The 24,835-nt window shown below is 35.9% G+C and carries 27 protein-coding genes and 2 pseudogenes; 25 read left to right on the top strand and 4 right to left on the bottom strand.

Going from position 1 to position 24,835, the window contains the following annotated elements:
* The first annotated feature begins 471 nt into the window (after positions 1-471).
* The 11 genes from CUU66_RS24230 (at position 472) to CUU66_RS13960 (ending at position 8,608) form a co-directional block, all read left to right on the top strand.
* Positions 472-639: a hypothetical protein gene (locus CUU66_RS24230; protein WP_219622795.1), complete on the top strand. Its 168-nt coding sequence runs from the start codon at positions 472-474 to the stop codon at positions 637-639.
* Between the two features lie 304 nt (positions 640-943).
* Positions 944-1,177, top strand: coding sequence for a hypothetical protein (locus CUU66_RS14010; protein WP_101643233.1), 234 nt, complete (start codon positions 944-946; stop codon positions 1,175-1,177).
* 656 nt (positions 1,178-1,833) lie between these two features.
* Entirely contained in the window at positions 1,834-2,745 is a 912-nt protein-coding gene (locus tag CUU66_RS14000) for a DUF2268 domain-containing putative Zn-dependent protease (protein WP_101643229.1), read from the top strand.
* A 27-nt stretch (positions 2,746-2,772) separates the two neighbouring features.
* Positions 2,773-3,246: a hypothetical protein gene (locus CUU66_RS13995; RefSeq protein WP_257968000.1), complete on the top strand. Its 474-nt coding sequence runs from the start codon at positions 2,773-2,775 to the stop codon at positions 3,244-3,246.
* Positions 3,247-3,259: 13 nt separating this feature from the next.
* Entirely contained in the window at positions 3,260-3,649 is a 390-nt protein-coding gene (locus tag CUU66_RS13990) for a hypothetical protein (RefSeq protein ID WP_101643228.1), read from the top strand.
* A gap of 41 nt (positions 3,650-3,690) precedes the next feature.
* Entirely contained in the window at positions 3,691-4,107 is a 417-nt protein-coding gene (locus CUU66_RS13985) for a hypothetical protein (protein WP_101643226.1), read from the top strand.
* 652 nt (positions 4,108-4,759) lie between these two features.
* Positions 4,760-5,035, top strand: coding sequence for a YesK family protein (locus CUU66_RS13980; protein ID WP_257967999.1), 276 nt, complete (start codon positions 4,760-4,762; stop codon positions 5,033-5,035).
* A 121-nt stretch (positions 5,036-5,156) separates the two neighbouring features.
* Positions 5,157-5,726: a creatininase family protein gene (locus CUU66_RS13975; RefSeq protein ID WP_257967998.1), complete on the top strand. Its 570-nt coding sequence runs from the start codon at positions 5,157-5,159 to the stop codon at positions 5,724-5,726.
* Positions 5,727-5,983: 257 nt separating this feature from the next.
* Positions 5,984-6,613, top strand: coding sequence for a DUF2441 domain-containing protein (locus CUU66_RS13970; protein ID WP_101643224.1), 630 nt, complete (start codon positions 5,984-5,986; stop codon positions 6,611-6,613).
* Between the two features lie 2 nt (positions 6,614-6,615).
* The gene (locus CUU66_RS13965; RefSeq protein WP_257968006.1) at positions 6,616-7,242 is read left to right on the top strand and encodes a hypothetical protein; all 627 of its coding nucleotides are present in this window, start codon (positions 6,616-6,618) and stop codon (positions 7,240-7,242) included.
* Positions 7,243-8,263: 1,021 nt separating this feature from the next.
* Entirely contained in the window at positions 8,264-8,608 is a 345-nt protein-coding gene (locus CUU66_RS13960) for a short-chain dehydrogenase (protein WP_101643220.1), read from the top strand.
* A gap of 173 nt (positions 8,609-8,781) precedes the next feature.
* Here the strand turns inward: CUU66_RS13960 and CUU66_RS24225 are convergent, their stop codons facing one another.
* Entirely contained in the window at positions 8,782-8,955 is a 174-nt protein-coding gene (locus CUU66_RS24225; RefSeq protein WP_180955289.1) for a hypothetical protein, read from the bottom strand.
* 57 nt (positions 8,956-9,012) lie between these two features.
* Here CUU66_RS24225 and CUU66_RS13955 point away from each other — a divergent pair.
* From CUU66_RS13955 to CUU66_RS13940, 5 genes and pseudogenes are all read left to right on the top strand, one after another.
* Positions 9,013-9,138: pseudogene (locus tag CUU66_RS13955) on the top strand (recombinase family protein); the annotation flags it as partial.
* Positions 9,139-9,246: 108 nt separating this feature from the next.
* The gene (locus CUU66_RS24220) at positions 9,247-9,417 is read left to right on the top strand and encodes a hypothetical protein (RefSeq protein ID WP_180955287.1); all 171 of its coding nucleotides are present in this window, start codon (positions 9,247-9,249) and stop codon (positions 9,415-9,417) included.
* A gap of 133 nt (positions 9,418-9,550) precedes the next feature.
* On the top strand, positions 9,551-10,102 hold the full coding sequence (locus CUU66_RS13950; RefSeq protein WP_101643218.1) for a sigma-70 family RNA polymerase sigma factor: 552 nt from the start codon (positions 9,551-9,553) through the stop codon (positions 10,100-10,102).
* Positions 10,092-10,790, top strand: a complete 699-nt coding sequence (locus tag CUU66_RS13945; protein ID WP_101643216.1) for a hypothetical protein — start codon at positions 10,092-10,094, stop codon at positions 10,788-10,790. The genes CUU66_RS13950 and CUU66_RS13945 overlap by 11 nt, the downstream gene beginning before the upstream one ends.
* A gap of 212 nt (positions 10,791-11,002) precedes the next feature.
* Positions 11,003-11,749 carry a creatininase family protein gene (locus tag CUU66_RS13940; protein WP_101643213.1) on the top strand — a complete coding sequence of 249 codons (747 nt, stop codon included), beginning with the start codon at positions 11,003-11,005 and terminating at the stop codon, positions 11,747-11,749.
* A gap of 1,698 nt (positions 11,750-13,447) precedes the next feature.
* Here the strand turns inward: CUU66_RS13940 and CUU66_RS13935 are convergent.
* Positions 13,448-13,696 carry a hypothetical protein gene (locus CUU66_RS13935; protein WP_101643210.1) on the bottom strand — a complete coding sequence of 83 codons (249 nt, stop codon included), beginning with the start codon at positions 13,694-13,696 and terminating at the stop codon, positions 13,448-13,450.
* Between the two features lie 1,042 nt (positions 13,697-14,738).
* Between CUU66_RS13935 and CUU66_RS13930 the strand changes: the two genes are divergently transcribed.
* The 6 genes from CUU66_RS13930 (at position 14,739) to CUU66_RS13905 (ending at position 19,724) form a co-directional block, all read left to right on the top strand.
* Entirely contained in the window at positions 14,739-14,990 is a 252-nt protein-coding gene (locus tag CUU66_RS13930; protein WP_142383732.1) for a helix-turn-helix domain-containing protein, read from the top strand.
* Positions 14,968-15,387, top strand: a complete 420-nt coding sequence (locus tag CUU66_RS13925) for a hypothetical protein (RefSeq protein ID WP_101643207.1) — start codon at positions 14,968-14,970, stop codon at positions 15,385-15,387. Before CUU66_RS13930 ends, CUU66_RS13925 begins: the two co-directional genes overlap by 23 nt.
* A gap of 531 nt (positions 15,388-15,918) precedes the next feature.
* A complete protein-coding gene (locus CUU66_RS24215) occupies positions 15,919-16,059 on the top strand; it encodes a hypothetical protein (protein ID WP_180955286.1) in 141 nt (46 codons plus the stop codon).
* A gap of 263 nt (positions 16,060-16,322) precedes the next feature.
* Positions 16,323-18,461 carry a hypothetical protein gene (locus CUU66_RS13915; protein WP_101643203.1) on the top strand — a complete coding sequence of 713 codons (2,139 nt, stop codon included), beginning with the start codon at positions 16,323-16,325 and terminating at the stop codon, positions 18,459-18,461.
* The gene (locus CUU66_RS25445; RefSeq protein ID WP_101643201.1) at positions 18,461-18,682 is read left to right on the top strand and encodes a helix-turn-helix domain-containing protein; all 222 of its coding nucleotides are present in this window, start codon (positions 18,461-18,463) and stop codon (positions 18,680-18,682) included. The genes CUU66_RS13915 and CUU66_RS25445 overlap by 1 nt, the downstream gene beginning before the upstream one ends.
* Before the next feature lie 448 nt (positions 18,683-19,130).
* Positions 19,131-19,724: a hypothetical protein gene (locus tag CUU66_RS13905; RefSeq protein ID WP_101643199.1), complete on the top strand. Its 594-nt coding sequence runs from the start codon at positions 19,131-19,133 to the stop codon at positions 19,722-19,724.
* A gap of 60 nt (positions 19,725-19,784) precedes the next feature.
* On the opposite strand, the gene CUU66_RS13900 is transcribed toward CUU66_RS13905, so the two are convergent.
* Positions 19,785-20,318: a helix-turn-helix domain-containing protein gene (locus CUU66_RS13900; protein ID WP_180955285.1), complete on the bottom strand. Its 534-nt coding sequence runs from the start codon at positions 20,316-20,318 to the stop codon at positions 19,785-19,787.
* Between the two features lie 245 nt (positions 20,319-20,563).
* On the opposite strand from CUU66_RS13900, the gene CUU66_RS13895 reads away from it, so the two are divergent.
* Both CUU66_RS13895 and CUU66_RS13890 read left to right on the top strand, forming a co-directional pair.
* On the top strand, positions 20,564-20,746 hold the full coding sequence (locus CUU66_RS13895; protein WP_101643195.1) for a hypothetical protein: 183 nt from the start codon (positions 20,564-20,566) through the stop codon (positions 20,744-20,746).
* Between the two features lie 56 nt (positions 20,747-20,802).
* A complete protein-coding gene (locus tag CUU66_RS13890) occupies positions 20,803-22,416 on the top strand; it encodes a recombinase family protein (RefSeq protein WP_101643193.1) in 1,614 nt (537 codons plus the stop codon).
* Positions 22,417-22,623: 207 nt separating this feature from the next.
* On the opposite strand, the pseudogene CUU66_RS13885 reads toward CUU66_RS13890, so the two are convergent.
* Positions 22,624-23,172, bottom strand: a pseudogene (locus tag CUU66_RS13885) (ABC transporter substrate-binding protein); the annotation flags it as partial.
* 845 nt (positions 23,173-24,017) lie between these two features.
* On the opposite strand from CUU66_RS13885, the gene CUU66_RS13880 reads away from it, so the two are divergent.
* The gene (locus CUU66_RS13880) at positions 24,018-24,815 is read left to right on the top strand and encodes an alpha/beta hydrolase family protein (protein ID WP_101643191.1); all 798 of its coding nucleotides are present in this window, start codon (positions 24,018-24,020) and stop codon (positions 24,813-24,815) included.
* Positions 24,816-24,835: the final 20 nt, after the last annotated feature.

Here is a 24,835-nt window from a genome sequence, read left to right as displayed (position 1 = left end):
CTCTCATATGGTAAAATTAGGGTGATATACCCCGCGAATTTATGCGTAGGCAAAGCATTTTAGACCACATTTATTGCCAAAAGAAGAGAGCGACTAAAAGAAGCAATTCCTACATACCTTCTCTTAACATATAGAGCATTTAGTGAGGGAAATAAGATGCAAGATAATAAATTCGGCACCATAATCTGTATCAAGTGTTAGGGGCTGCTTCGGCAGCTGTTTTCAATGTCGTCAATGAAGGAAAAGCAGGGTGAAGTTTATGAAGAAGTTAAATAAGAAAATGACTTGGACACAAGCAGTATTGTCAGCGTTTTTGTTCGCTACTATTGCCACAATACTTAATCTTTTTATGAATTGGGATAATCGCTTATTTTCTGCGATGTTTTATTTTGTGCTATATATAGTGTGTGCTTATTTTTCTCAAATCATATTGAAAAGTGATCGGTAGAAACTTTAAATGGAGGTCCCTATGTGGTGAACAAGAAAAAACCTTATATATGTAGTTGGGTAGTTGCTATTGCTTGTGCGTTTATTCCAGCATGGGGAGTTAAAGATTATGAATTTGAACATTATTTGGATTCCCTGCCCAGGTTTTTGGCTACTATCCAAGTGGAAAAAATGTTAGCTTCAATTTGCTAGGTTTGATCTTCAACTATTTTGTGTTTTACTTCTTTTTCTTTTTACTGATGAAATTATTAGGCATAATTATAGGACTTTATAGTTCAATAAGACCTCAAAAATAAATGATTTTTAAAATTTGAAAAAATGCTAGGATAAAGAAAATGATACAAAGGACTGATTTTATGTTTGCGAATGTAATTATACCTCTTTTTACTTTAATGATCATCGTGGCAGTTGGTTACGGGGTAGCAAAAATAGTAAGGGAAAAATTTTAACTTATTTTGAAAGTGATAGTATACCGGCAAAAGGGGCGGCGAAATACATGGATAAAAAATTCGGCACCATACTCTGTATCATTATTGCCGGGCTAGGAGTCCTACACTCAATTAAGGACTCTTCCCTTTTAGTCATTGCCATCGGTTCACTATTCGGAGTAGTCCTCGTGCTCGCACTGATTCAAGCAGTTAAAGAAAGAGAGAAATGGAGGATATTTGGTGTTATTGGGTTAACAGCATTTCATACAGTTTTAATTCTGAATTACTTCGACGTATTTTAAGTCAAACTGTAAAAACAAAATCCGTGTTTCTGTTAATAAATCTTAGGGAGTAATAGAAGAAATGCTAAGAATCGCTGTAGCGGTTCTTTTTTTATTACATGAAGAGAAAGGGGAATGGTGGTAAAATAAGGAAGATGAATATAGGGAAAAAACACGTGATCATAAAAAGGGGGAGTTCATATCTTTTATATCATGATCTCTTTGCTTAAGTTGATTATTAACATTTTATTTGTATTTATAGTATTTGGCTTTGCTTATGGGATTAGTAAACTTGAGGAATTTCTTGAAAGGAAATTCACCTTTAAAATGCAAAGGTTTATTATTGTTGGTCTTACAGTGCTGACTGATTTTATCTTGGTAGAGATCATCACAATTAAGACAAGTTGGTCATTCACTGATACGTTGTTTTTTTGCAGTTTAATTATTCCTAGTCTGTTATGGATGGGTTCATTTGGAGCGAACTCCTCATTTAACTATACAAAAGCGGCAGCTAAGTTTAATACAGGAGCCGATGATGGCACTTCTCCTATTTATAAGGTTTCAATAAGCTCTTTTGCTATAGGAACACTTCTATTTACCATCTCTGGAGTATCTATAAGTTTCATACACTATTATAAATACTTTATATAATTCATTAAGAACAAAGGGAGCAGGAGATGTTAAAAAAACATACGTATTTCTTCATATTTTTAGTTTTAATAACTTGGATTGCAGGTTGTAGTGAGAAAAAGGAAGAGACTCTTATTATAAAATTCAAAAACAAGCAGCAGAGCTTTGAAATAATTGAAGCATATAAATTGTATCCCGATTACTTTAAAGCAGCGGATGGACAGCCGGCGAATAAAAAAGAGGAATTATACCAGTCTAAAATCATCCAGCCTGTATATAATTCCTGCTTCAAAGATGCAGAGTATCCATATATGGATGACAACCTAATCAATAATCCGCCTGAACAGACAGCAAAGAAAACGTTGAGTTCCACCGACTCGAAGGAATTAATTTCTTCTATTAAAGAAGCCTTAATGAAGTCTTCTGAATATCTGCCTGGAAAAAAGAAAACAAGTGTATGTATTTTCCCACCGCAGGAAAACAATCAAGATAATGCCGTAACGGTTGGGGCAGGGAAAATCATATATTCAGCTCGCCCTTCTAATTCACCGGATCGAATCAAAACCGTGATTGCCCATGAATATCATCATAGTGTCTGGACTGAATTATACGCATACCCCTCAACTTCCTTATTGGATAATTTAGTATTTGAAGGTAAAGCGGTTATGTTTGAAAAAATGGTATTCCCTAACCTAAAGGGAATGTATGTGAATACAGCTTACCAAACAGCTTACTGGGATCAAATAAAAAATGATCTGGATAATCCCGATTTAAATAAGTCCTTTGAAGTGCTATTTGGAGGGAACGGTTTGCCCCTGCTATACGGGTACAGCGAGGGCTACAAAATGGTAGAGAACTACATTAAAAAGTATAAAGTCGATAACATCAAAACATGGACCAAAATGTCGGCTAGGGAAATTTTTGAAAAGGGAGAATATGAAAAGAATTATAGTCACTAGTTCTATTCGATAAAGGGGAGGGAAAAAGTGAAAACGAAAAAAATGAAAATTTTTTTGAAGCCATTTATCGGAGTACTATTTGTTTTTGTCCTAACCGGTTGTATTGGGGAGGATTACGATTTTACACCACCAAGCGTCACACTATTCGATATTAGCATGACCAATGACGACATCAAATTAAAGGAAGCAAATATAGATTGGAATACTGATAAACAGTACAGTAAGAAAACCAAAGATATACGGGCATTAGCGCAAAAACAACAACAAATAAGGGTGAATCCAGATAAACAAGAATTTTATGTAGGTTTTGATAGCCAGGACTTTAAAATTTTAGAATTAAATGTGTTGCTGTGGCAGAAAGATAAAAAGACAAAGTTGGAATTAGATAAAAATCATAATTTTCAATTCCCTATCGAACTAGGAGACTATTTAATTGAAGTTGACCTTTTAACCGATAATGGAAGTGCAGAATATGTAGGAAATATCGAGATACATGATTAAGGGAGGATAGAATATGAAAAAATGGTTATTCATCTTATCCAGCTTCCTTGTTTTGGGCATTATTGTAACCGTATTCCTGGGTTTTATGGATAAAAGTAAAGCATTTGAATATCAGGGAAAGAGCGATAATTGGAAAGTTAAGCTTGAATTGAGCAATCATAGCCGCACAACTATTATCGAATACGTCGCAAAGCAGAAGGAACCCCGAACGATAAACTGGATACTGGAAGGAGCGGGATATGAGACTGGTGCCGACCACACTACTGTGGAATACAAGAAAACAACCCGAAGAGAATCTGTGAACGATATACCTGAGCCAGATTCTTCTGACAAGCCGGAAATCGAGATTGAATGGAACGGGAAGAAAGAGCATATCATTTTATCCAACAAGAAATCAGAATAAAATTGTATATAAAACAGGCTCGGAAGGTGGCGGTTATTCAAATGAAACGAATTTCAGGTGTCTTTCTACTACTTTCTTTATTAATAGTTTTAACTTCTTGTGCTACTGACACAGAAACCATTGAGTATAGGGGCAAAAGCAAACATTGGAATGTGACGTATAACGTGATCGTTAGCTCTGATAACTCAACGACAACAAATGTACTTTTAAAGTACATTGGGGGGAAACCTGTTCCTATAACTACGGATCAAAAGAACCCTACAGAAATTCAAACAAAAATATTTCTTCAGGACGGAGAGTATGAGTCCAGTAAAAGTGGTTTGAATCCTGATAAAAAAAGTCAGACTGGTAATATTTCATGCACGGTTGGCTGTTCGGTACCTGACAAGAAGGATAAAATAGACGCCATCGTAAACTGGGATGGAAAATCAGAAAGTATGGTATTAGTAAGTAAATAATCATTAATAATTGGCGGCTTCGGCAGCCTTTTTGTTTCTGTTTCTTCTATATATACAATCCGCTTAAAAAACCGGAAAAAAGTATGAATAGATACAATAAGTTACACAGTTTTGTTGTGTAATCTTCTGAAGCCCTTCGGGCAGTAAGGGCGAAAGAGGTTACACAGTGGTTCAATTGCCAGAACTTCCATTTTAGAAGATGAACCTTCGTATGACATAAGAAACTGGGTTCGTCCTTACCCCCAATGGGAGTAGGATATAAAAACTGTGTAACTTATTGTGTAAGTTTTCATCGCCGAAATATTATGTGGACTGAACTTCATATGTTGTTTTAACTGCGTTGAATCTTACTGCCACAAGGAGTTAGCAGAAATTAAAACTGAGTATGTTTTATCCAGGATGGTGCAGGATAAATTAAGTTATGTTACCTGATCCAAACTGTATAAAGTGTGTAATTTAATCATTCATGAGCGAGCTATAATCATGGGTGACCCGTATCACCAAACAATATATGATCAAATTAAGAATCGCTTGCCGCGGTTCTTTTTTAATTTCATAACAATCTTTAAAAATATGAAGAATTAAAATGTAATTTACAATATATGTTAAAGTAATATTGTGCAGTTATTAGGATTTGGAGGGGTTAAAAATAATGATGGAAGGACCTTTTTTGGTTGCTGTTATTCCAGGTTTGTTCATAATTCTTCTGACCTGGTGGTTTAGAAAACGCAAATTATCATTATTTGTAAGGCTTTTGCCGAGTATTATGGCTATTTGTGCTTCATTTGTATCCTTTTACTACGGGTATGTAGAGGTTAGGGGCTTTGAAGGAGCTGCTTATGGGTTTCTTGCATTCTTCTTGTTGTGTTATTCCGTAGTGGGTTACCTTATTGCAACTATAAACCCCCGCTTAAAAAACCATCGGTAAGTTAGATCCCTATCAAACAATACTGAATTCAAAGGATCGCTTTAGCGGTTCTTTTTCATTGTAAAAATTCTGGAAGTCGTATGGTAAAATAAAGAATATTAAGAATAAAGGGGAATGTGAATTGTTAAGTTTTAGAGATTCCACAAAAACCATCCGGGAAAGCGGCACGGATACTGTCTTGATTTCAGTAGGTGCTACTGAACAATTCGGACCCTGCCTTCCAATGCATTTGGATACCTTAATTGCCGAAAAATATGCAGAAGCATTTGGTAATGCTTTAGGGGCTTATGTACTTCCAACCATTCCATTTAATACTTCCGAAGAACACGCTTCCTTTAAGGGAACGGTTACAATAAGTCCGAACATTTTAACCGCCATGTTAGAAGAAATCATTGTGAATCTTAAAAGACAGGGATTCAAAAAATTTGTTCTATGCAATGGTCACGGTGGAGCATATTGGGAGTCTTCATTTGTGAAACATATAAACTTTAAGTACCAAGACCTGATCCTCATTACAACTCACCGACATTTAGCTTGGGAAGAAGCGTTAAGAGAAGCGGACATTGTAGGATTAAAGGAGAAACATGGAGGTTTCTTATCCGTATGCACCGCTTTGTGGCTATGTCCCGATCTTGTAAAGATAGAAAATATGGGATCTGAAGAGCCGGTCGAGCATAATAAAATTTGCTGATTATGTTTCCTGGGATAAGCTCACTAAAGATGGGTGCTGGGGAAATTTTGAGATAAGTGATTATTCTAGTGAACAGCTCGCTAAGATAGGCAAAACATTTTGGACCACATTTATTGCCAAAAGAAGTGAGCGATTAAAGGAAAATCTAGATAAAGCTTTTGATTTAAAAATGAGTTAATAGTACAGGAGAAATTGTTAAGGTGTGCTATGGTTTCTATATATATCAGATAATGAAGAAATCCAGCAGGGGGCAGACCATGAATGAGAACGAAATGTATGTTTATCATATCGTTACTAGGAAGAAAATGAGTCTTAGGCAGTTCATTAACTTCGAGAATAACCAGCCCAATACGTTATATCGCTTCTTTTTTGAAAGGGAACAATTGAATTCTAAAGGCGAAGATTCTATTCAGATTTTACAAGGTCATTATACGGATGAAGGCTTGAATATCAATAAAGAAAATGCTGGCGTTTTGATTAACTATGTAGATCAAACCATAAGGACGATTAGAGAAACGATAGCAGAGATGGTTAGACTGCAGGAATACCCCCAGTATCCGTCAAGATTGTCTTGCCTGTACGCTGCAAAAAGCTATGAAGACGTTTTGAAATGGAAGGGAATATTTGATTTCTATAACCGGGAAGTCTTACAGATTGTTAAACTTCGTGTGAATGGGAGTTCTTTTGAGGGTGATGCAGCCCTTTTGCCTAAAGAAGACGGGGCTCCCTTCTCTCAAAAAATTGAACAGGCAAGAGAATATTGGAAGGGTAATGTAAAAAGTGAGCTTCCTGAACTTTTGATTAACGGGAAAATTGAAGTGATAGAAATTATTGATGATTTCTCTGCTTATACTTCTGTTGATTGTAGATGGGGGAATAAAAATTGAAAATGTTAATTATACAACCGAAACTGGAGAAACAAATTGCCCAGCTTGAAGCAGAGCTGCAAAAAACCCCTTATGTGGATATAGTTTTGTTTCCGGAAGGATATCTTAATGAAAACATTGAGCAAGCCTGCACACTGGCAAAACAATATAATGTATTTCTGATCGGAGGTTATCGCAAGCTAAACGAATCACCAAAAGATAGAGCGGTCTTAATAAACCGACAGGGTGAAGTCATTTTAGATCGAGTAAAATATAGTGCAACATCTTTTGAAACAGTGGGTGATTTGAAAGTGGGTCACATCCTTTGTGATGAATTAATACTGCAAGGAGTAAAAAGTGAAGAAACGGGACCGGATTTAATTGTTCATCCTATTGGTGTCGGTATGTTTAGCGAAGAACAATTTGAAGAATGGATTGCAAAAGCAAAAGAAATTGCCGTTACCCATAAAGTAATGATTGTGGGTTCTAGCCATGCAGATGGCTCCTATAGAGATTCAGAAATATCTATCCCAATTCAATATGCATTAGATAGAGACGGAAGCGAAATTTTCATCTCACACAACGATGCTCGGGCACGGATATTAGATTTAAAAAAGAAATGTATAGAAACTATTTCTTCTATTATATAACTAGATAAGAAAGTGAAACTTAGGAACATCAGGTGGAAAAGTTACACAATTTTATTGTGTAACCTTCTGGATCCCTTGGGGCTAAAGGGTCGAAGGAGGTTACACAGTGGTTCAATTGCCAGAACTTCCATTCTGACCACTGAACCTTACTAAAACAAGAAAAGCAGTCTTAGCTATACTCCCCCAAGAGAAGTGGAGAAAATAACTGTGTAACTATTTGTGTAAGTATTAATCGACTAAAGTTTATTATGTAACCTGATAGAACCGTATACATTGTGTAATTTGGATATGCAAGATCGGATTAATTATTTTGTGCCTTGTTTAACTAAAGGGTGCGTTAGTTTAACAATGGATATTTGTTCCAAAAAAGTGTCTTGAGGCATTTTTAGATTTCTTTGTGATTTGTTAATCATTTAGGAATATCGCTACATTAGAATCTTTGTAATGAGAAGAACACAGAGCAAGACGCTCTGTGTTCTTTTCAAACGGTTATGAAATTGGACCAGTAATAATATGTTATTCCGTTTTATTTATAAGTTTCCAAGGCGTAAGCCTATATATAATTGATCTCAAACAAAAGGGTGCGTTTAGTTGAAGAAAGGTTGCTTCGGCATCCTTTTTTTAGTTGAATCCATAAAGTAATCCTATTAATTTACTTGGTTTTATTTTATAATGTACTCTGATTAACAGAAAAATGAGGCGGATCACTTGAATTTAGAAAAAGTACATTACAATGGTAAGGTTTATACGGTTATGCACAAGTATTCATCGGGGTATTGGGAAATCAGGGAAGCAGGAAGCCAATATAATGTTGAATTAGTTCATGAATCAAAGCTACAGAGGATTAATTATTCCTCTAAGTAAATTTCAACTATAAATAACACTAATTCTAAAACATTCTTGAACAAACGGGTGCGTTAGTTTAAGCAGCACTGGCTACCTTGACGCCCTTTTTGTTGCTTTACGAACAGAGGTATAAAGAGTAGTCGTGAGATGGAACCAGAATGAGAGGAGGAAAATAATGCCTGTTCATGAATTTGGAATCATTGAAGATATTGTAAACGAGAAAAATGAGATTGGTTATGAACCATTAAGATACAAGTGTATATCCGTTGATGATGATATTATTAATAGCTTAAGTGAGCATTTATCTATTATGAAAACATACTATCATTCGCTTAAACGCCCAGACTTTGGTTTTGCCTATTGGGGAATTACAATTATTCCTCCTGAGTCACTATCATTATTCTACGAAGCTGTTATATCTTCAACATTTTATGAGGGATCCGCAGCACTTAATGAATTGGCTACAAAAATTAATGAGGCAAACGAAGACAACAAACACATGATACATTATGGGGTTTGATTCTTTATTGCAAAGAAAGCATCTAACATTAACCCATATTTGTTCTTCTTCAACAAACGGGTGCTTTAATTAAAGAATGTAGGGCTAGGGCTGCTTGGGAAGCTTTTTCTTTCACTAAACGTATGCAAAAGAGAACTCAGAAAGGTCTCTAAAAATGCTTGGCATTGGTAACTTTATTGCCCTCCACCCGAATAACGGTTATCACCCATCGTATGATTCGTGTCCTCACCAGGCTTAGCGTTATGATTTATTGGGTTATGGGGATTGTTATTATTTTTCTTGCGTTTCCAATCAATAAAAAGGGCGAATACCAAAATACCGAGAACAGCTAGAACTAACCAAGTCACGCAATCACTCTCCTTTAAATAAATATAACATTTATTTCCATACAATAGGATTTCATTTATAATAAAAAGCAAATGCAACACGAACTAATGTTGTTGGAAACCCATTCCTACAAAGAAGTTGAAGGCATGACTGGCATTAGCAAAAGTACACTTATTAGGGCAAGAAAGAAGGCATCAGAATAAATTACACTCCGAGAATCGCTAACAGCGGTTTTTTTTATAATTAAGGAAATTACCAAATAATACAAAAATATGTATTATAACTACATAAAGAAAAGGAGGGGAAATAACATGATATGGACATTAGTAGGCATTATAGCCATCGTAGTGGTGGTTCAAATAATGCGTGTTCTTGGAAATCGAGTGTTCAAGAGAAATACTTCTGATGCACAAGAAATTGAGCGAATTAGGATCGAAGAACAATCGAAAAACATCTTTCCCGGCGGAGATAATCCAAATTAACAGAATTAAATCTAAGGCTGCTCTGGCAGTCTTTTTATATATCTGGTGATTGTAAAATTTATTAATGTAATTTCAACTTTTTTATCAAGAGCATCGTCAAATACTTAGATAGCTAAGATAGGAGCGTGAGAAATTGAATGAGTTTAAGAGGGTTTCTGAAGACGAATCAAAAGACAGCTTTTTAGAAGAAATAATGAACCAGTACGGCAATGATGTGTTATATGTCGCCTATTCGTATGTAAAAGACTACAGTCTGGCAGAGGATATTGCCCAAGATGTTTTTGTAAAGATCTATAAGCAATATGATTCATTCAGAGGTGAATCTTCCTTAAGAACGTGGATCATAAGAATTGCGATCAACCAGAGCAAAGACTATTTAAAAAGCTGGCAGGCAAGAAAAGTAATATTAACAAACAAAATTAATATGTACGTCAAAAATAATGATCATTCAACTGAATCATTAGCAGTTAAAAAAGAAAATTCAAAAGAACTATGGAGTTCAGTTTTGTCCATGCCTATTAAATATCGCGAAGTAATCTTCCTTTATTACTTTGAAGATATGAAAATAAATGAAATATCAAAGTGCCTTAATCAGAACGAAAATACCATAAAATCAAGAATGGTAAGAGCGAAGGAAATTCTAAGTAAGATGTATCCGAAAGGGGTGCAGCTGTATGGAGAATGAATTAAAACAAATAAGAAAACAAATGGAGCAGACTGTTCTTAACACCTATTCATTTGATGAAAAACTTAAAAATAATGTACGCCATAGGATTAGAACAAACAGCAAAAAAGTTAAAAAATACACTTTTACATCTATGCTTAGTTTCACTGTACTGACGGCGATAATAGTAATTATTGTGGGATTCACAGCAAGTAAATTGAATATTATCGAAAACATGACGAGTACGCAAAGCTCAAATGGTGACTTGACGATCGAAGGTTTGGCGGAGAAGCATCCAGAATTCAATAATGAGTTGAAAAAGCTTCCAGAGAATCGCCTGGAACTACTTAAAGTCCCAGCAAAAGTTCCATTCAAAGTGAAAAATGTGAGTATTACCTATTCGAATGTAGTTCCGAATGGACCTGTCGATATCAGCTTTTATTCATATACGAGAGGTGAATTGCTCAGCGTGGGGTCTTGGGGAGCCAAAGTCCCGATCAGCGATACCGAGCACTTAGAAAAAGTAAAGCTAAAGGACGGCACAACTGCATATTGGAAGAAGACGGACCAAATAGATGACGGGAAGGCTTTGTTCTGGACGGACAACGAAAACGAAACAAGCTATCAATTGCTTTTAATGATGCCGGCTACTACCAAAAACACTTACACAAAAGAAGATTTAATAGAAATAGCCAATTCGTTAAAATAAGCGAGTGGGGAGTTTCTAGAGTCAACACCGACTTTCTTCTATATAAGTGTGTAATCTGTCATTCATGAGCGAGTCCGCCTCATGAATCACCCTTATTACCAAACAGTACAGAGGAATAGTGAAGGATCGCTATAGCCGTTCTTATTTAATTGTAAAAATTCTGGAAGTCGTATGGTAAAATAAAGAATATTAAGAATAAAGGGGAATGTGAATTGTTAAGTTTTAAAAATTCCACAAAAACCATACGAGAAAGCGGTACGGATATTGCCATGATTTCCGTAGGAGCTACTGAACAATTCGGACCCTACCTTCCAATGCATTTGGATACCTTAATTGCCGAAGAATATGCAGAAGCATTTGGTAATGCTTTAGGAGCTTATGTACTTCCAACCATTCCATTTAATACTTCCGAAGAACATGCTTCCTTTAAGGGAACAGTTACAATAAGTCCGAGCATTTTAACCGCCATGTTAGAGGAAGTCATTGTAAACCTTAAGAGACAAGGATTCAATAAATTCGTTCTATGCAATGGACACGGCGGAGCATATTGGGAATCTTCATTTGTAAAACATATAAACTTTAAATACCAAGACCTGATCCTCATTACAACTCACCGACATTTAGCTTGGGAAGAAGCGTTAAGAGAAGCGGGAATTGAGGGATTAAAGGAGAAACATGGAGGTTTCTTATCTGTTTGCACAGCTTTGTGGTTATGTCCTGAACTTGTAAAGATAGAAAATATGGGGTCTGAAGTGCCGGTCGAACATAATAAATTTGCTGACTATGTTTCCTGGGATAAGCTGACTAAAGATGGGTGCTGGGGAAAATTTGAGGTAAGTGATTATTCTAGTGAACAGCTCGCTAAGATAGGCAAAACATTTTGGACCACATTTATTGCCAAAAGAAGTGAGCGATTAAAGGAAAATCTAGAAAGAGCTTTTGATTTAAAAATGAGTTAATAATACAGGAGAAATAAGTTCCAACACATGTCTCTCCGCCGATTAATAACTTACACAAAAAGTTATACAGCTATTTTCGTTTTATTCCCTTGGGGGAGTAGGGATACAACTATTTCACTTGTTTTGGTAAGGTTCAGTGGTCAGAATGGAAGTTCTGGCAATTGAACCACTGTGTAACCTCCTTCAACCCATGAGCCCCAAGGGATCCAGAAGATTAGACAATAAAACTGTGAAACTTTTAGCAACTATTCATCCATTTTTGCCGCTTATGGCTTGATTATATAATAGAAGAAAAGAAAACAGAATAGCGGTTGAAGCAGCTGTCAGATTCAATTAGATTACTTTACAAATAGGCGTTTTTATTTTACATAAGATCTTGAACTAATGGGTGCGTTAGTTTAAGAACAAACGGCTGTTCCGGCACCCCTTTTCGTGTAATTATAAACCAACCCACTAGAAAAATCTCCAATTACATGATACAGATCCACTTTATAAAAAATAGCAAAATAATATCAAAAATTATCTTAAGGGACAAAGGATAAAAATTATATTCTTAGTATTATGTATGGCAACATTAAAACCACATATAACTGGCAGTGAGCCCTACTTATATTTGATAGGCATTTCTAAGTAGAAAAAAAACGTAACAAATTGCGAGAGTTTCCCGTTTTCCTCCGCCCCGCCTAATCAGCAGGGAGTCTCCCGTTAGAAGGGAATTACTATCCCCAGAGTATTTGAAAAAATACACATCCCGTCCCTGTAAGCTTTTGCTTAGGTAGGGCATGATAGAACTTGTGATAAGTTGAATGGTAAAGCAGGACCTGGGCATTTGTTATTTATAACACTATCATGCAGCGACACTGGCTCCGTTACGCAGTAGACGCTTTCTTACCCTTTTAACAAGGGTAAGTAGCTCTTCTTCACCACCCTCAGTTAATCCTGACTTAAAAAACCCTGCCTTACAAATAAAAAATAAATACGAAATATTACTCTCGTATAATTTGCATGATTGTCAGTTTAGTCCGTTTGACAATGTAATCTAACCAGATGTGTTAGAGAATAAGTCAGAAACGAATAACACATAAATGCTGAATTTCTGATATACTTTTTTGGTAGAGGATCAAGTCAGTTGAAAGAAATAACCTCTTTAAAGGCTGTATTTCCGATATACTCCTTTGATGAGGCTCAAAACAGTACCAGCCGCTTCGCAGGCTATGGCTGAGAACAGCCAAGAGTTGGACTTGCTCGTGATGAGCAAGATAAGGATGATATTACTTTGACATTAATGAAATACTTTACTTGTAGCAATTGACCCTAAGATTCAGCCGAATACTGAAACCTTGGTTCCTGATTTGACTGATGATAAGTCAGGACTAGTGCTATTAGGGAATACGGGAAATCGCTGAAAAAAGGAGACCTTTTACGGCTCCTTTTTTTATAGTTACTAATATTTCGTTATTATGTCATTGGAGGTACCTATAATTTTTAACATTTTTATTGAAAATTATTACAGGGAGGAAATTATTGATGTTTGTTTCATAAATAATTCTTATTATCGTATAAATATAATGTTTACAATATGTATACATATTTTTAAACAATGGTAGCTAACGGAGTTAGTTCAAAAAGACAGGTTGCTTAGGGTAGCTGTTTTTTGTATTTCATGACATACCTAAGGTTATCTTTAAGAGAAGAGAATTAAGAACGAAAAAACATAGATTCCATAATTATATCAGTGATTTCGTTGTTATCATAAGAGACCTTAACTATCTGTGCTTCATAAAAGAATCCCGATTTCTTACGCAATTGTTTTATCCATTCACTTGTTACTAAAGCAACCTCTTTGTTAGGATTCTCTTTAAACCTACTATTGTTAACAGGAAAAACTCCCTTTTGTAAGACCTGTGTTTCGTTTACCAACAAAGTGACCTCTAAATTGATATTCATTCAAATCATTCCTTTAAATTAATTTTTTGGAACGTATGTTCTCTTTAGTTTATCAAATGTATTGGCTCCTGTAGCAGCTTTTTTTATTTGTTTATTAATTAGATACTTTCAGGCTTCAAAACCATACAAGTGAAAAACCATTACACGAAACAATATCCCTTCATTAAAACCGCAAAAAATAATAAAAAATTATCTTAAGGGACAAAGGATAAAAATTGTAATCTTAGTATTATTTATGGCAACATTAAAACCACATATAACTGGCAGTGAGCCCTACTTATACTTGACAGGCATTTCTAAGTAGAAAAAAAACGTAACAAATTGCGAGAGTTTCCCGTTTTCCTCCGCCCCGCCTAATCAGCGGGGAGTCTCCCGTTAGAAGGGAATTGCTATCCCCAGAGTATTTGAAAAAATACACATCCCGTCCCTGTAAGCTTTTGCTTAGGTAGGGCATGATAGAACTTGTGATAAGTTGAATGGTAAAGCAGGACCTGGGCATTTGTTATTTATAACACTATCATGCAGCGACAACTGGCTCCGTTACGCAGTAGACGCTTTCTTACCTCTTTAGCAGGGGGTAGTAGCTCTTCCCCCACCACCCTCAGTTATATTCGACTCAATAAACACCTCCTTCTAACAAAAAAGTAAAAAATCATAAATTTTAATTAAAAGCTGAACTGAATAATGGAGCTGCGAAGGTTATTTCAATTTTTGTATCACATAATTCTGGGAAAAAACTAAACTCCATATATATTAATTAGATAACCCAAAACCGGAAATCCTCTGTCAACGTAAAAAGATGAAAAACTACTCAGGATAGAGAACTAGACCGGGGAACACAAAATACAAATACGGAGTCTTCTGTCCCTCTTTGACTATGTTCTTTATTAAGAAGAAAGAAATCGATTGGAATGTTTGTCATTATCGCCTCATACTCTCTTTTCTCACTAAATGTGTGTTTTGAACGAGAACAGTATATTTCCTGTTCTAACTGCTTATACTAAGGGAAAATTAAAGGGAATGATTGATATTGGATAGCTCCTTGGGAAAGAGATTAGGATGGGACGAAGATATTCATGAAATATTTAATGTAGACGATGATCAAGTTTTAACAGTTGACATGATTTCAGACATGACCAAAATGAGTGTAGAAACAGTACGGAGATGGTGTAGGTCTGGCAAATTGTCTTCATACCAATTTGGCGGAAAATATATCGTCGTAGGTACAGATTTCAAACATTTTATGAGAGCTTCCCGCCGGGCAATGGGTTATGGAATACAAAGTGAAATTTAAACCAGTATTACAATCTTTTTTTAAACAACATAAAGTAGAGTATTTCCATCAATTTGAGAATCAATATTTCTTTTCATGTTTTCTATGTGGTGAGCGTGCAAAAGTGGATTTCGATAATACATTATGGCAATGTATGACCTGTGAAATTAAAGGGAATTTAATAGATTTAATTAAATTAGTTAAAGACGAACCGGCTCCAAACCGGGTGAAGATTTATAATCCAGCCAGAGAAAGGAAAAGAATAAAAAAAAAATTTGGTTATCTTAAAACACTGGAAATGGATGAAAGTATCATTAAATATGTTCAAAAATTAGAACAAGAAGTAAATATCTTATTAACATATTTAATTAAGGAAGAAAAGCAAAATATTGCAGATAAAAGACCTGAAATTTTTTAGGTCTTTTTCTATTTATTTGAAAAGTATCTATCGATTATAAAAAAGTCGTGTTATTAATACAGTGTAATCGTGAAGACGGGAGTCTGATTCACGATTTAAATTAATTTAATGAGGTGTAGTAAAATGTATATTGAAAAGTTGAAAGAGTTATATGGAGAAGATACTTTACGATCCTATGTAGATGCGTTTTTTTCGGGGAAACCTATTACTCGGGAGGACTTCTTCAGATATGAAGATATTCATTTAGCTCATACAGAATTATATTTAGCAGAGATGAGTAGGAAGAGACGTCATCAGTTGAAATCAAAATTGAAAAGAATTAAATAAGCTTCAAATATTTATATTTTTCATTTAAGCAGTATTATTTTTTTTTTTATCTGTTACTGTGCATGATGTCGATTTTGTCTGAAAAGTATATTCCCATTTTAAAAAAGTCGTGTTATTAATACAGTGTAATCGCAATTATTCCGGGGATTCGCTAAGGCGGGAGTCTGAAAAAAGCGGGCAAAAAAAGAGAAGAGGTGCACGAAAATGTCGGTAGAAAAATTGAAAGTAAAATCGGGGGATTCAATTAAACCTGAGGGGCTTACGCAAAAAGAGGAGATTATTTTGGCGGCGATAGAATTATGGTATGCGGAGATGAGAAAGAAGAGACCCCGCCGTTCAAAATAAATGAAAGAAAAACTTTAATCTAGTAGATATATGTCTAAAAACCTGATTCCATTTTTCAGGTTTTTTTTCATTTAAACAGGATTATTTTTATTTTACCAGTACGAATTAGGAGGGGGGGAACACATCTCGTGCAAAACACTACAACTAATGTTAAATAGCGTGGGGAATATGAAATAAAACCTGTATAGTTTTTAACGTTTTGTGTGGCATAACGAATAAGAATATATTTCTTACACAATATATGGGAAAAGGGGGCAAAAGTAATGTTAAAGCAAAAGCAGGCTGAAAAAATTCATGGTCCTATCTGGAGTGTAAAGAAGTTATCTACAATATTAGATGAACGAGACATTATTCACAGTCACCATGTGATTTTCAATTTGATCCAGCATGGTATCGTTGATGATTTCTTCCTTATTGATGGAAAGGATTTTTCCTATAATAATCCTACCAACAACAGTAGCTATTTCTTTAAAGGGAAAAAACTTGAAGAGTTTATTACCTTTTACGAATCTCTTTGTAATCAGTACAGGGAGCTTAAGAAAAATAAGACACTTTATGCTGATGTAGGACTAGCCAGGTTAATTGGTTCCACAGTTGATGATTTAGAAATGGAGGTGAAGACAGGTCTATGGGATGATTCTTTTGCGGAAGTAGCGTATAACCCCAATGGGAGAAAATGTTTCTTTTTTGATAAACAAGCGTTATTGAAAAGAAGATATCAACCACTATCAGTAGTATCAAAAATATTAAATGTTTCTATGGATGCCTTAATTCGGTATCAAACAAATGGTGATATTACTCAGCCTGATCGTTTAAAAGGTACCAAATTATTTGATTTAGAAGAAATAAGAGAAAAGCTTCCCCTTATTCGTGAATCCTATTTTCAGAATGCTGTGCAAAGTGTTTCAGCAGAATATACATGCTGGGAGCTGCTTAGCACTGAGTTCCAAAATTTAATTCGGGATTATCTTGTTTTCCGGCTGAACGTTGAGGAATTAGCCTCTTTGGACGGACATATCTACCCCAAAATAGACCGAAAATATGCTGACACTTCCAGAGAAATCCTAGCTCTTTTATTTGTAAAATTAATAAAAGAGAAGTGCGGAATTATATCTATTAAGGGACGTAAAGTGTGTGATATGTCCGAGAATGAAATGGATCAGTTTAATCCAGCTGTGTTTAATATAGAAAATTTGACACAGAATGATGTCATCAAAGTTTTTGATGGTCTCTCTGATTCAACTAAAGGACATTACGGCGGGCATTTAAGACCTTTCTTAAGCTGGTACTTTGAGAAAGTTGACGAAGAATCTGATGAAGATGACGGTAGAGTAAGAAAATTAAGAAAACGAATTAAATCGGTACTTAAAGTTGTTCCTCATAGATATAGGCGTAGAAAATTCAATACGACGAAAGTATTTTTAACTCGCAAGCAAATTGTGCAAATGTACCACACCTTGAGAAAAAATCCTAATGGAAATCAACATACTAACATGCGAAACTCCGTGTTGTGGATGTTTGGAGCCTTTTTGGGAATACGCCCTGAGGAAATGTTAGAAGTAACTATCTCTGATTTTGTTTTGGATTCTTCTGGGTATATTGCGACAAATCAAAGCGGTTACGGTGAGTTTAGATTGCCTGAAGAAAAGTCGAAGGGTAAGTATTCTCCCTCCCATGAAGATGTTGGTCATCTGGTTGTTCCGCGGCTGGTTGAATTGCTTAACTGGTATATAGGGCAGCTGTATAGGTATCAAAATTATGTTGGAGATGGATTCTTATTTCGAAAGCATATTGCCGATCCTAAGTCAAAACTTAAAATTCCACCAAAATTTCTAAGTCTGTACCGCGATTTGTTTGAATTCGTGGATAAAGATAAACGTGACTTTTTGGAGATTAAGACAGCTAGACGATCCATGAATGAAATTATACGGAACGAAACAATAGTAAACCAAAAATTAAACAAAAAAATTCTACGTGCTGCAGAAATACATATGAGACATGATGTGTTTAAGGCAGGCGGAAAAACAAATGATATATATACTCAAGAAATACTTCCTAAGGACTATTATCTCATTATAGACGCAGCCCTTAACTTCCCTTGGGATATCCATGAACTAACACAGTGGGAGATAGAGAACGGGTATGATGATAATGAACAGGAAGAGGAAAAAAAGATCAACGGTAAAACCTTTGATTCAAAAAGAACAACTGCCAATAATATTGATGCTGAACATAATTTAACTGAAATTGAAAATCAAGCCATACTGCTTCAGGAAGAATTAAAGAAACTGAATGAAAGGCAAAAGAAAATGGAATACAAAGTATTCCTGCAACAAAGGAAAAAATTAAATGATCAATTACTAAAACTAGAGAGAAAATTGAAAAACGGGGAGAGAGTGTAATGGAGGAATTAAATAACAGAAAACAACATGAGATGCTATTGCTTATACAAGATGATGACCTACTTAGCACTTCACAGATTGCTGACCTTTTAGGAGTCTCTAAGGAAACAGCTCGGAGATGGTTTCGAAAAAAATATATAGAGTCAGTTACGCCTGTAGGTCATTTTCGCCTTACAGGGAAGGAATTCAAGGAATTTTTAATGTGGAACCGGAGATTCTAATGGAATAAACCTCTAGGAGCTGTGCAGACCTACATTAATTCCGCAGCTCTTAGAAGTAAAACTACGCTATTATTGAAAATGAAAATGGATGCTATAGCAGCCATTATATTGTAGCCAACCCCCTTTATCAAAAAACATTTGATTAAGGGGGCTTTTTCTTTTTTAATAAAATATTCGGTTATTACTAATATACATTGATGAGCTAGTAAGTATAAAAATAGGCTATTAGACCTTGCTTTAGGAGCCTTTTCCCTAAGATAGGGAAGACATAAAATAGGGCAGTGTTTATTAATGCTAAAGCATTAGTAGCACTCAAAAAAGCGGTAGTAACCGTGTTTTTCAAAAAATTTATGAACCTTGTATACAAAACGCAAAACGGTATACATTATACATATAAGAGTTGAGCTTTAGGACCTTGGTTTTAAAAAAATATAAGGAGTTGTTTTTATTGGGCGGTCAAAATAGCGGTAGAAAATCTGGCTCTCGTGTTAAAAAAATCATTTACCTAGATGGCAAAATGTACAAGGAATGTAGGGGTCCTTTTTGTAAGGGGAAGCCAGTACTAATCGAAAAAATGCAGAATTCCTACTGCAAAGAATGCTTCAGTGAAATTCGAAAAGGATACAAAAAAGATTTTTTTAAATATAAGATTAGAGAGGTCAAAAACCTTGCAAAAAAAAGAGAGATGAGAAAGAGAATCTGTCCGGTAGATAAAAGTATTTCCGTTCTGGTGAAAAAACAGCTTGAAAAACAGAAAGGATATTGTTTTTATTCCGGTGTAAAAATGGAAAACGAAATCAATAATATTGAGTCTTGGTCAGTTGACCGGCGTAATTATAAGAAAGGGTATGTTAAAGGTAATATTGTTATCTGTACAAATTTGACTAACAAGGTCAAGGGGATTTTTGAACATTCAGTTTATACAGGATTGAATATATTGGAAAATCAATATCCCGTAGACAAAGCAAGATCAACTATGGTTAGCATTTTCAAAGAAATAATAAATCAAGTTCGCTTAGGAAACTATTCGAATAATTCCTAAAAAGAACAAAAAAAGGTAGTCAGTACCCAATTGACTACCTTTTTGTTCGTATATAAAACCTTAATTGCCAGATGCTCTTTCCTCAAGCTGCTTTTGCTGCTCTAATTGATATTTAAGTAGCATTACATCTACAAATTCTTTAATAACGGTAATTGGAATTTTTGAACCCTTCTCTGCTCCAAAGTTCGATATTTCATATAATGCTTGCAAGAGGTCACGATGGTTAAAATATAGAGTATGTATTAATTCTATTTGAGTCTCAGGCAATTTTTCTATACTGTCCAAAAGCTGTGTTCTCTTCCTTTTAATTGCTTCCCTCTGATACAAAGGTTTATTAGAAAAGAAATCTTTATTACTCGGGATAATTTCAAAGTGTTGTAGGACATTTTGCTTTTCTTTTATTCCCATTTCATCCAAAAGAAGTACAGCAGCCTCTTCCGACGGAGCCTTTATATATCCGGTTTCAAGTTGAGATACATAAGATGCACTTTTACCTATTGTAGTACCCAAAGTTCTTGTGCTTATTCCCCGTTTTAACCTCTCTTCCTTCAACCACAGACCAAACTCGTTAGGGCTATACATGGAGTATTCCATTTCTTCTCCTCCTCTAGTTTTAATCATTTTACACAAAAATTAACTTTATAACTAAAACCGTATTGCTGTTTTTTGTAAAGTGATGGTATTAATACATTATACAAGGAGTTTTCATTATGAAAAACCAAGAATAAAGGAATTTCAATGAGTTATTGACAAAACACAAAACACAAATCACAATATAAAATAACCATTGGAAAGATGACAGGCATTGTAAGCATAAATATTTATAGAGGTGAGCCGGGATGGAGTACATTGTTTTCAATGGTCGTATTTACCGAGTAGAAGTAAAGCAGGAAAAAATTTATTTAATCGACACTTCAAACGCTGGTGACATCAAGATTAACTTCTCATTCAGTAAAGATCCCAAAGATCATGAAACAGCCGCTGAAGGTTTAAAAATGTTTTGGACGGAGCTATATAATTAGCTCTGTCCCTGATTTATTTGTTGAAGTAACTATAGATGTTAATGGAGGAGAAAAATATGTCAGTAAGTACTGAATTAAATAAGCTAAAAAGAGTTTGGTGTTTATATAGAGTCTCGACAAAAAAGCAATTAACGGCGGATGATGATATTCCAACACAAAGAGAGCAATGTCGTAATTATGCGAAAGCTCATAGTAATTGGAAAATTTCTAATGAACTTTATGAACGGGGTATTTCAGGTTGGAAAAAAAGTATTGATGAAAGAGATGAATTACTCACAATAAGGAAAGCGGCGAGCAAACGAGAATTCGATATTTTGCTGGTATTTAAAGATGATCGAATAGGAAGAAATGCAGATGAATTACCTTACATGTTGAATTTCCTTCATAAGTGCGATGTAGAAGTATGGACTACACAAGAGGGACAAATTAAATTGGAAAATCAAGCGGACAAGCTAATGACCTATGTTAGGTTTTGGCAATCTGAAAGTGAGAGTGTAAACAAATCCCAACATGTAAGGGAAACAAAAAAACTCCTTAGCCAACAAGGTTTTTTTCAGGGGGGAGTTGCCCCCTATGGATATAAAATAGTAGAAACTGATCAGAAGCATCCCAAAAAGAGAGATAGAAATTTAAAAATTTTGTTACCTGACCTTGAGGAGTCGAAGATTGTTCAGTTGATTTATAGTATGTATATAGTGCACCATAAAGGATACCGAAAAATTGTTGACTTTTTGAACGAAGAGGGTTATAGAAAACGTAATCAAGAGCTATTCACGGTTAACACAATTCAAAGAATACTTCATAACCCTATATATATCGGTTTGAAGAGGTATAAAAGCTTTGACGGTAAAGACGGTGACACGCAACCTTTCAATGAAAAACTTAGAATCCTAACAGATGATTTGTATTTTAAAGCTCAAGAAATAACAAAAAAAAGAAAAGAAGCAATAAATTTTCAGGATAAAACTGGGATTCCTTTGGCGGGCAAATTATTATTTTCCGGATTGGCATATTGTGAATATTGCGGAGATAAGTTGCAGAGTAATTATATTTATCGGAAAGATAACGGTGCAATTATTTACCGGTACCGTTGTCCTGGAAACAAGGGGAATAATAATCATAAAAAAAATATGTGGGGAGCAAAGAAGTTTGATTCATTGATTATCAATGAAATTAAAGCTATGTTGAGTTTAATTAATATAGAAAAGTACATTGACTCATCTGTAAACAAAAAGAAAGAAAAACTTGAAACAAAAGAAAAAAATGTTAAGTCCTTAGAAAGAGAGAAGGACAAATTAATCTTAGCTGCAAAAACGCTAAATAAGGAAATTGCAAATTCTCTCCTTGGATCAAGCAAATTTACCCCTGACCAACTTTCTACAGCACTGGAACTTAACGAAAGTAAAGTAACTGAAATTACTATCCAGTTAGAATCACTTAAGGAAGAATTACAATATGAAAAAGATAACTACTCTGACATCATATTTACTGCCAGAGAATTAGATCAGTGGGAAATAAAGTTTGATAATGCAGAAGACGATTTAAAAAAGGCAATGCTTTCAAGAATAATAAAAAAAGTTTATCTTAGCAAAGATAAAATAGAAGTGGATTTTGCATTTGATATCAATGAAATTATGGCTACACAAAGTTTTCAGCCAATCTTAGTTTAGTCTCTTTTTCATAATTAACCCCCCCCCCGATTGAATCGGGGGGGCTTATTTTATAACAACTGGTAAATGCCTACTAAAACTGAGGAAAGAATAGTAACCTTTTTACCCGTTTTTGTGATAATCCTGTTAATATACCCTGTGTATTATGGAAGATATTCTTTATAAGAAGGGTATAGAGATAAAAAGACTATAGTGGTGTTTTTTGTTCCCACTCGCTAAAGCTGTTGCCACATTTGCAAAATCGATATTTTGAATTAAAGTTAAATCATTATGGGGATCGATTCCGTGCTTCTTTAGGACAAACTCGCCAGCCATCTGCGGCATTCCGCCTTTCCGCTGACCAAGGAAAGTGCTGCCTTTTAACTGATCCCATTTAAAATTATCGACTTTATTCCGGGATACAAGGAAAGTACCATCTGTCTGAGTCAGCTGGGCAAAGTTAATGACCGGATCCTTAGATCCCCGTGCTGTTACATAAATCGATGTTTCCGAACCGACAAGAGCCACGTCGGCACCATTGGAAAGCAGCGCTGTCATGGTTTTATCGCCGCCTGGTGTGGTTTTTAAATCGATGTCCAACCCCTCTTCCTTAAAGAAGCCTTTTTCTATGGCTACATATTGGGGAGCATAAAAGATAGAACGGGTGACCTCAGCAATCCGGACTTTTTGTACTTCCTCTTTGCCGCAGGCAGCAAGCGGAATGATGAGAACAAGAGCCAGCAGCACACTAAAACTGATTTTTAATGATTTTCTCAATTTAAAAAACCTCCTTGCACAGTAGATTGAAATCTCGGGTGACTAACATATCGTATGTTTATTTAAAAAATGTGTGATTGCCTATAGAACCTTTTTTTCATTGATTACAATTTCGTAGAAAAGGCTATTAATTAAGAAAACAAACATAAAAAGCTCTTTTCTAAAAGATTGTTGTTTTTTAATAAGTTTTGTTACGCTACCCTATTGTTCAGTCAGGTCGATTGGAGCGTAAGGTGCGTGACTCCTTGATCCAGCTACAAGCTGAGACCCTCGAGTCATAAGCCGATCCGTCCATGCGGAGAAAAGCACTCCCCACAGCCGGCTCGTCTTATGCTTGTCGGGTCTCTGCCTGCCAATTTGTTTAGAATTTTATATCTATTGGGATTTTCACTGAGCGTTTAATATTTATATGTTGGGCAGGCACCGCTTTCCGCTTTTCTGTGCGAGAGCAGCGGGCATTGTCCGGCTCCAGCGCCTAGACCCTCGAGTCATAAGCCAATCGGTCCATGGAAAGGAAAACCGCTTTCCACGGCCCGCTTGTCTTATGCTTGGCTAACGCACGAAGCACAGGATGTGCGAGCCAGGCGTGGCCACAGGACGTGGCGTTCGAGCGTGGTAAGTGCGACTAAGCTTCTGTCTTCGCTAACGCTCGCCAATCAGCAAGTCTTCTTTATCGGGTCTGAACAAGGCGCTTCCGCTTTTCTATCAGGTGAGACCCAGCAGGCGCAGCCGAGGAGGCTCACCGCCCGCCCCTAAGGTCCGCGAGCATGCCTTGCGCTCCAATCAACCTGTTGTTCAATAGCAACAAAGTTTGCGAAAACAGCCAAATAAAAAGGAGGCAGAATATGAAGGATTTAAACGGGACATTATGCACCAAACAGCGCTTTCCATCACCTAACCCAGAGATAGAAATGTTCCTTATTACGTATTGGTCAGAAGGTCTCCGTGTGAAGGGGCTTCTGGCAGAACCAAAGGGAAATGGACCCTATGACGGTTTTTTATACTTAAGAGGCGGTATTAAGAATGTGGGGAAGGTCAGGCCAGCCAGAATTGCTCAATTTGCCTCGGAAGGGTTTGTGGTTTTTGCCCCGTTCTATAGAGGAAATCAGGGAGGGGAAGGTGACGAGGACTTTGCAGGCGAGGATAGACAGGATGCAGTGAATGGTTATCAGGTTCTTAAAGAATGGCCAAAGACAGCGACCGCAAGAATCCATATTTTTGGTTTTTCTAGAGGAGGGGTAATGGCTCTTTTGACAGCCATCGAGTGTCCGGCCGCTGCTTCTGTTGTAGTGTGGGGAGGAGTGACAGACATGGCCCTGACTTATGTAGAAAGAACGGATCTTAGAAGAATGATGAAGAGGGTGATCGGAGGAACGCCTGTTAAATTCCCAGAACGCTATAAATTCCGCACTCCTCTTTATGAAGTCGAAAAAATTCACTGCCCCGTCCTCATTATCCATGGCGAAGAAGACCATAATGTATCGATTGAACATGCCTACCGTCTCGAAAAGAGACTTAAAGAAGTTGGAAGACAAGCGGAAACCTGGTATTTCACCGGATTTACCCACTATTTCCCGCCAGCCATGAACCGGAAGATTGTAGGCGATTTAACAGCCTGGATGAAAAGCAGCCCAGAAAAGTGATATGATATCTGTAAGAATAG

Source organism: Peribacillus deserti (assembly GCF_002863585.1).
GTDB classification, from domain to species: domain Bacteria; phylum Bacillota; class Bacilli; order Bacillales; family DSM-1321; genus Paraperibacillus; species Paraperibacillus deserti_A.
Note: the sequence above shows the minus strand (reverse complement) of the source record. Positions and strands in the feature narration are given on the sequence as shown.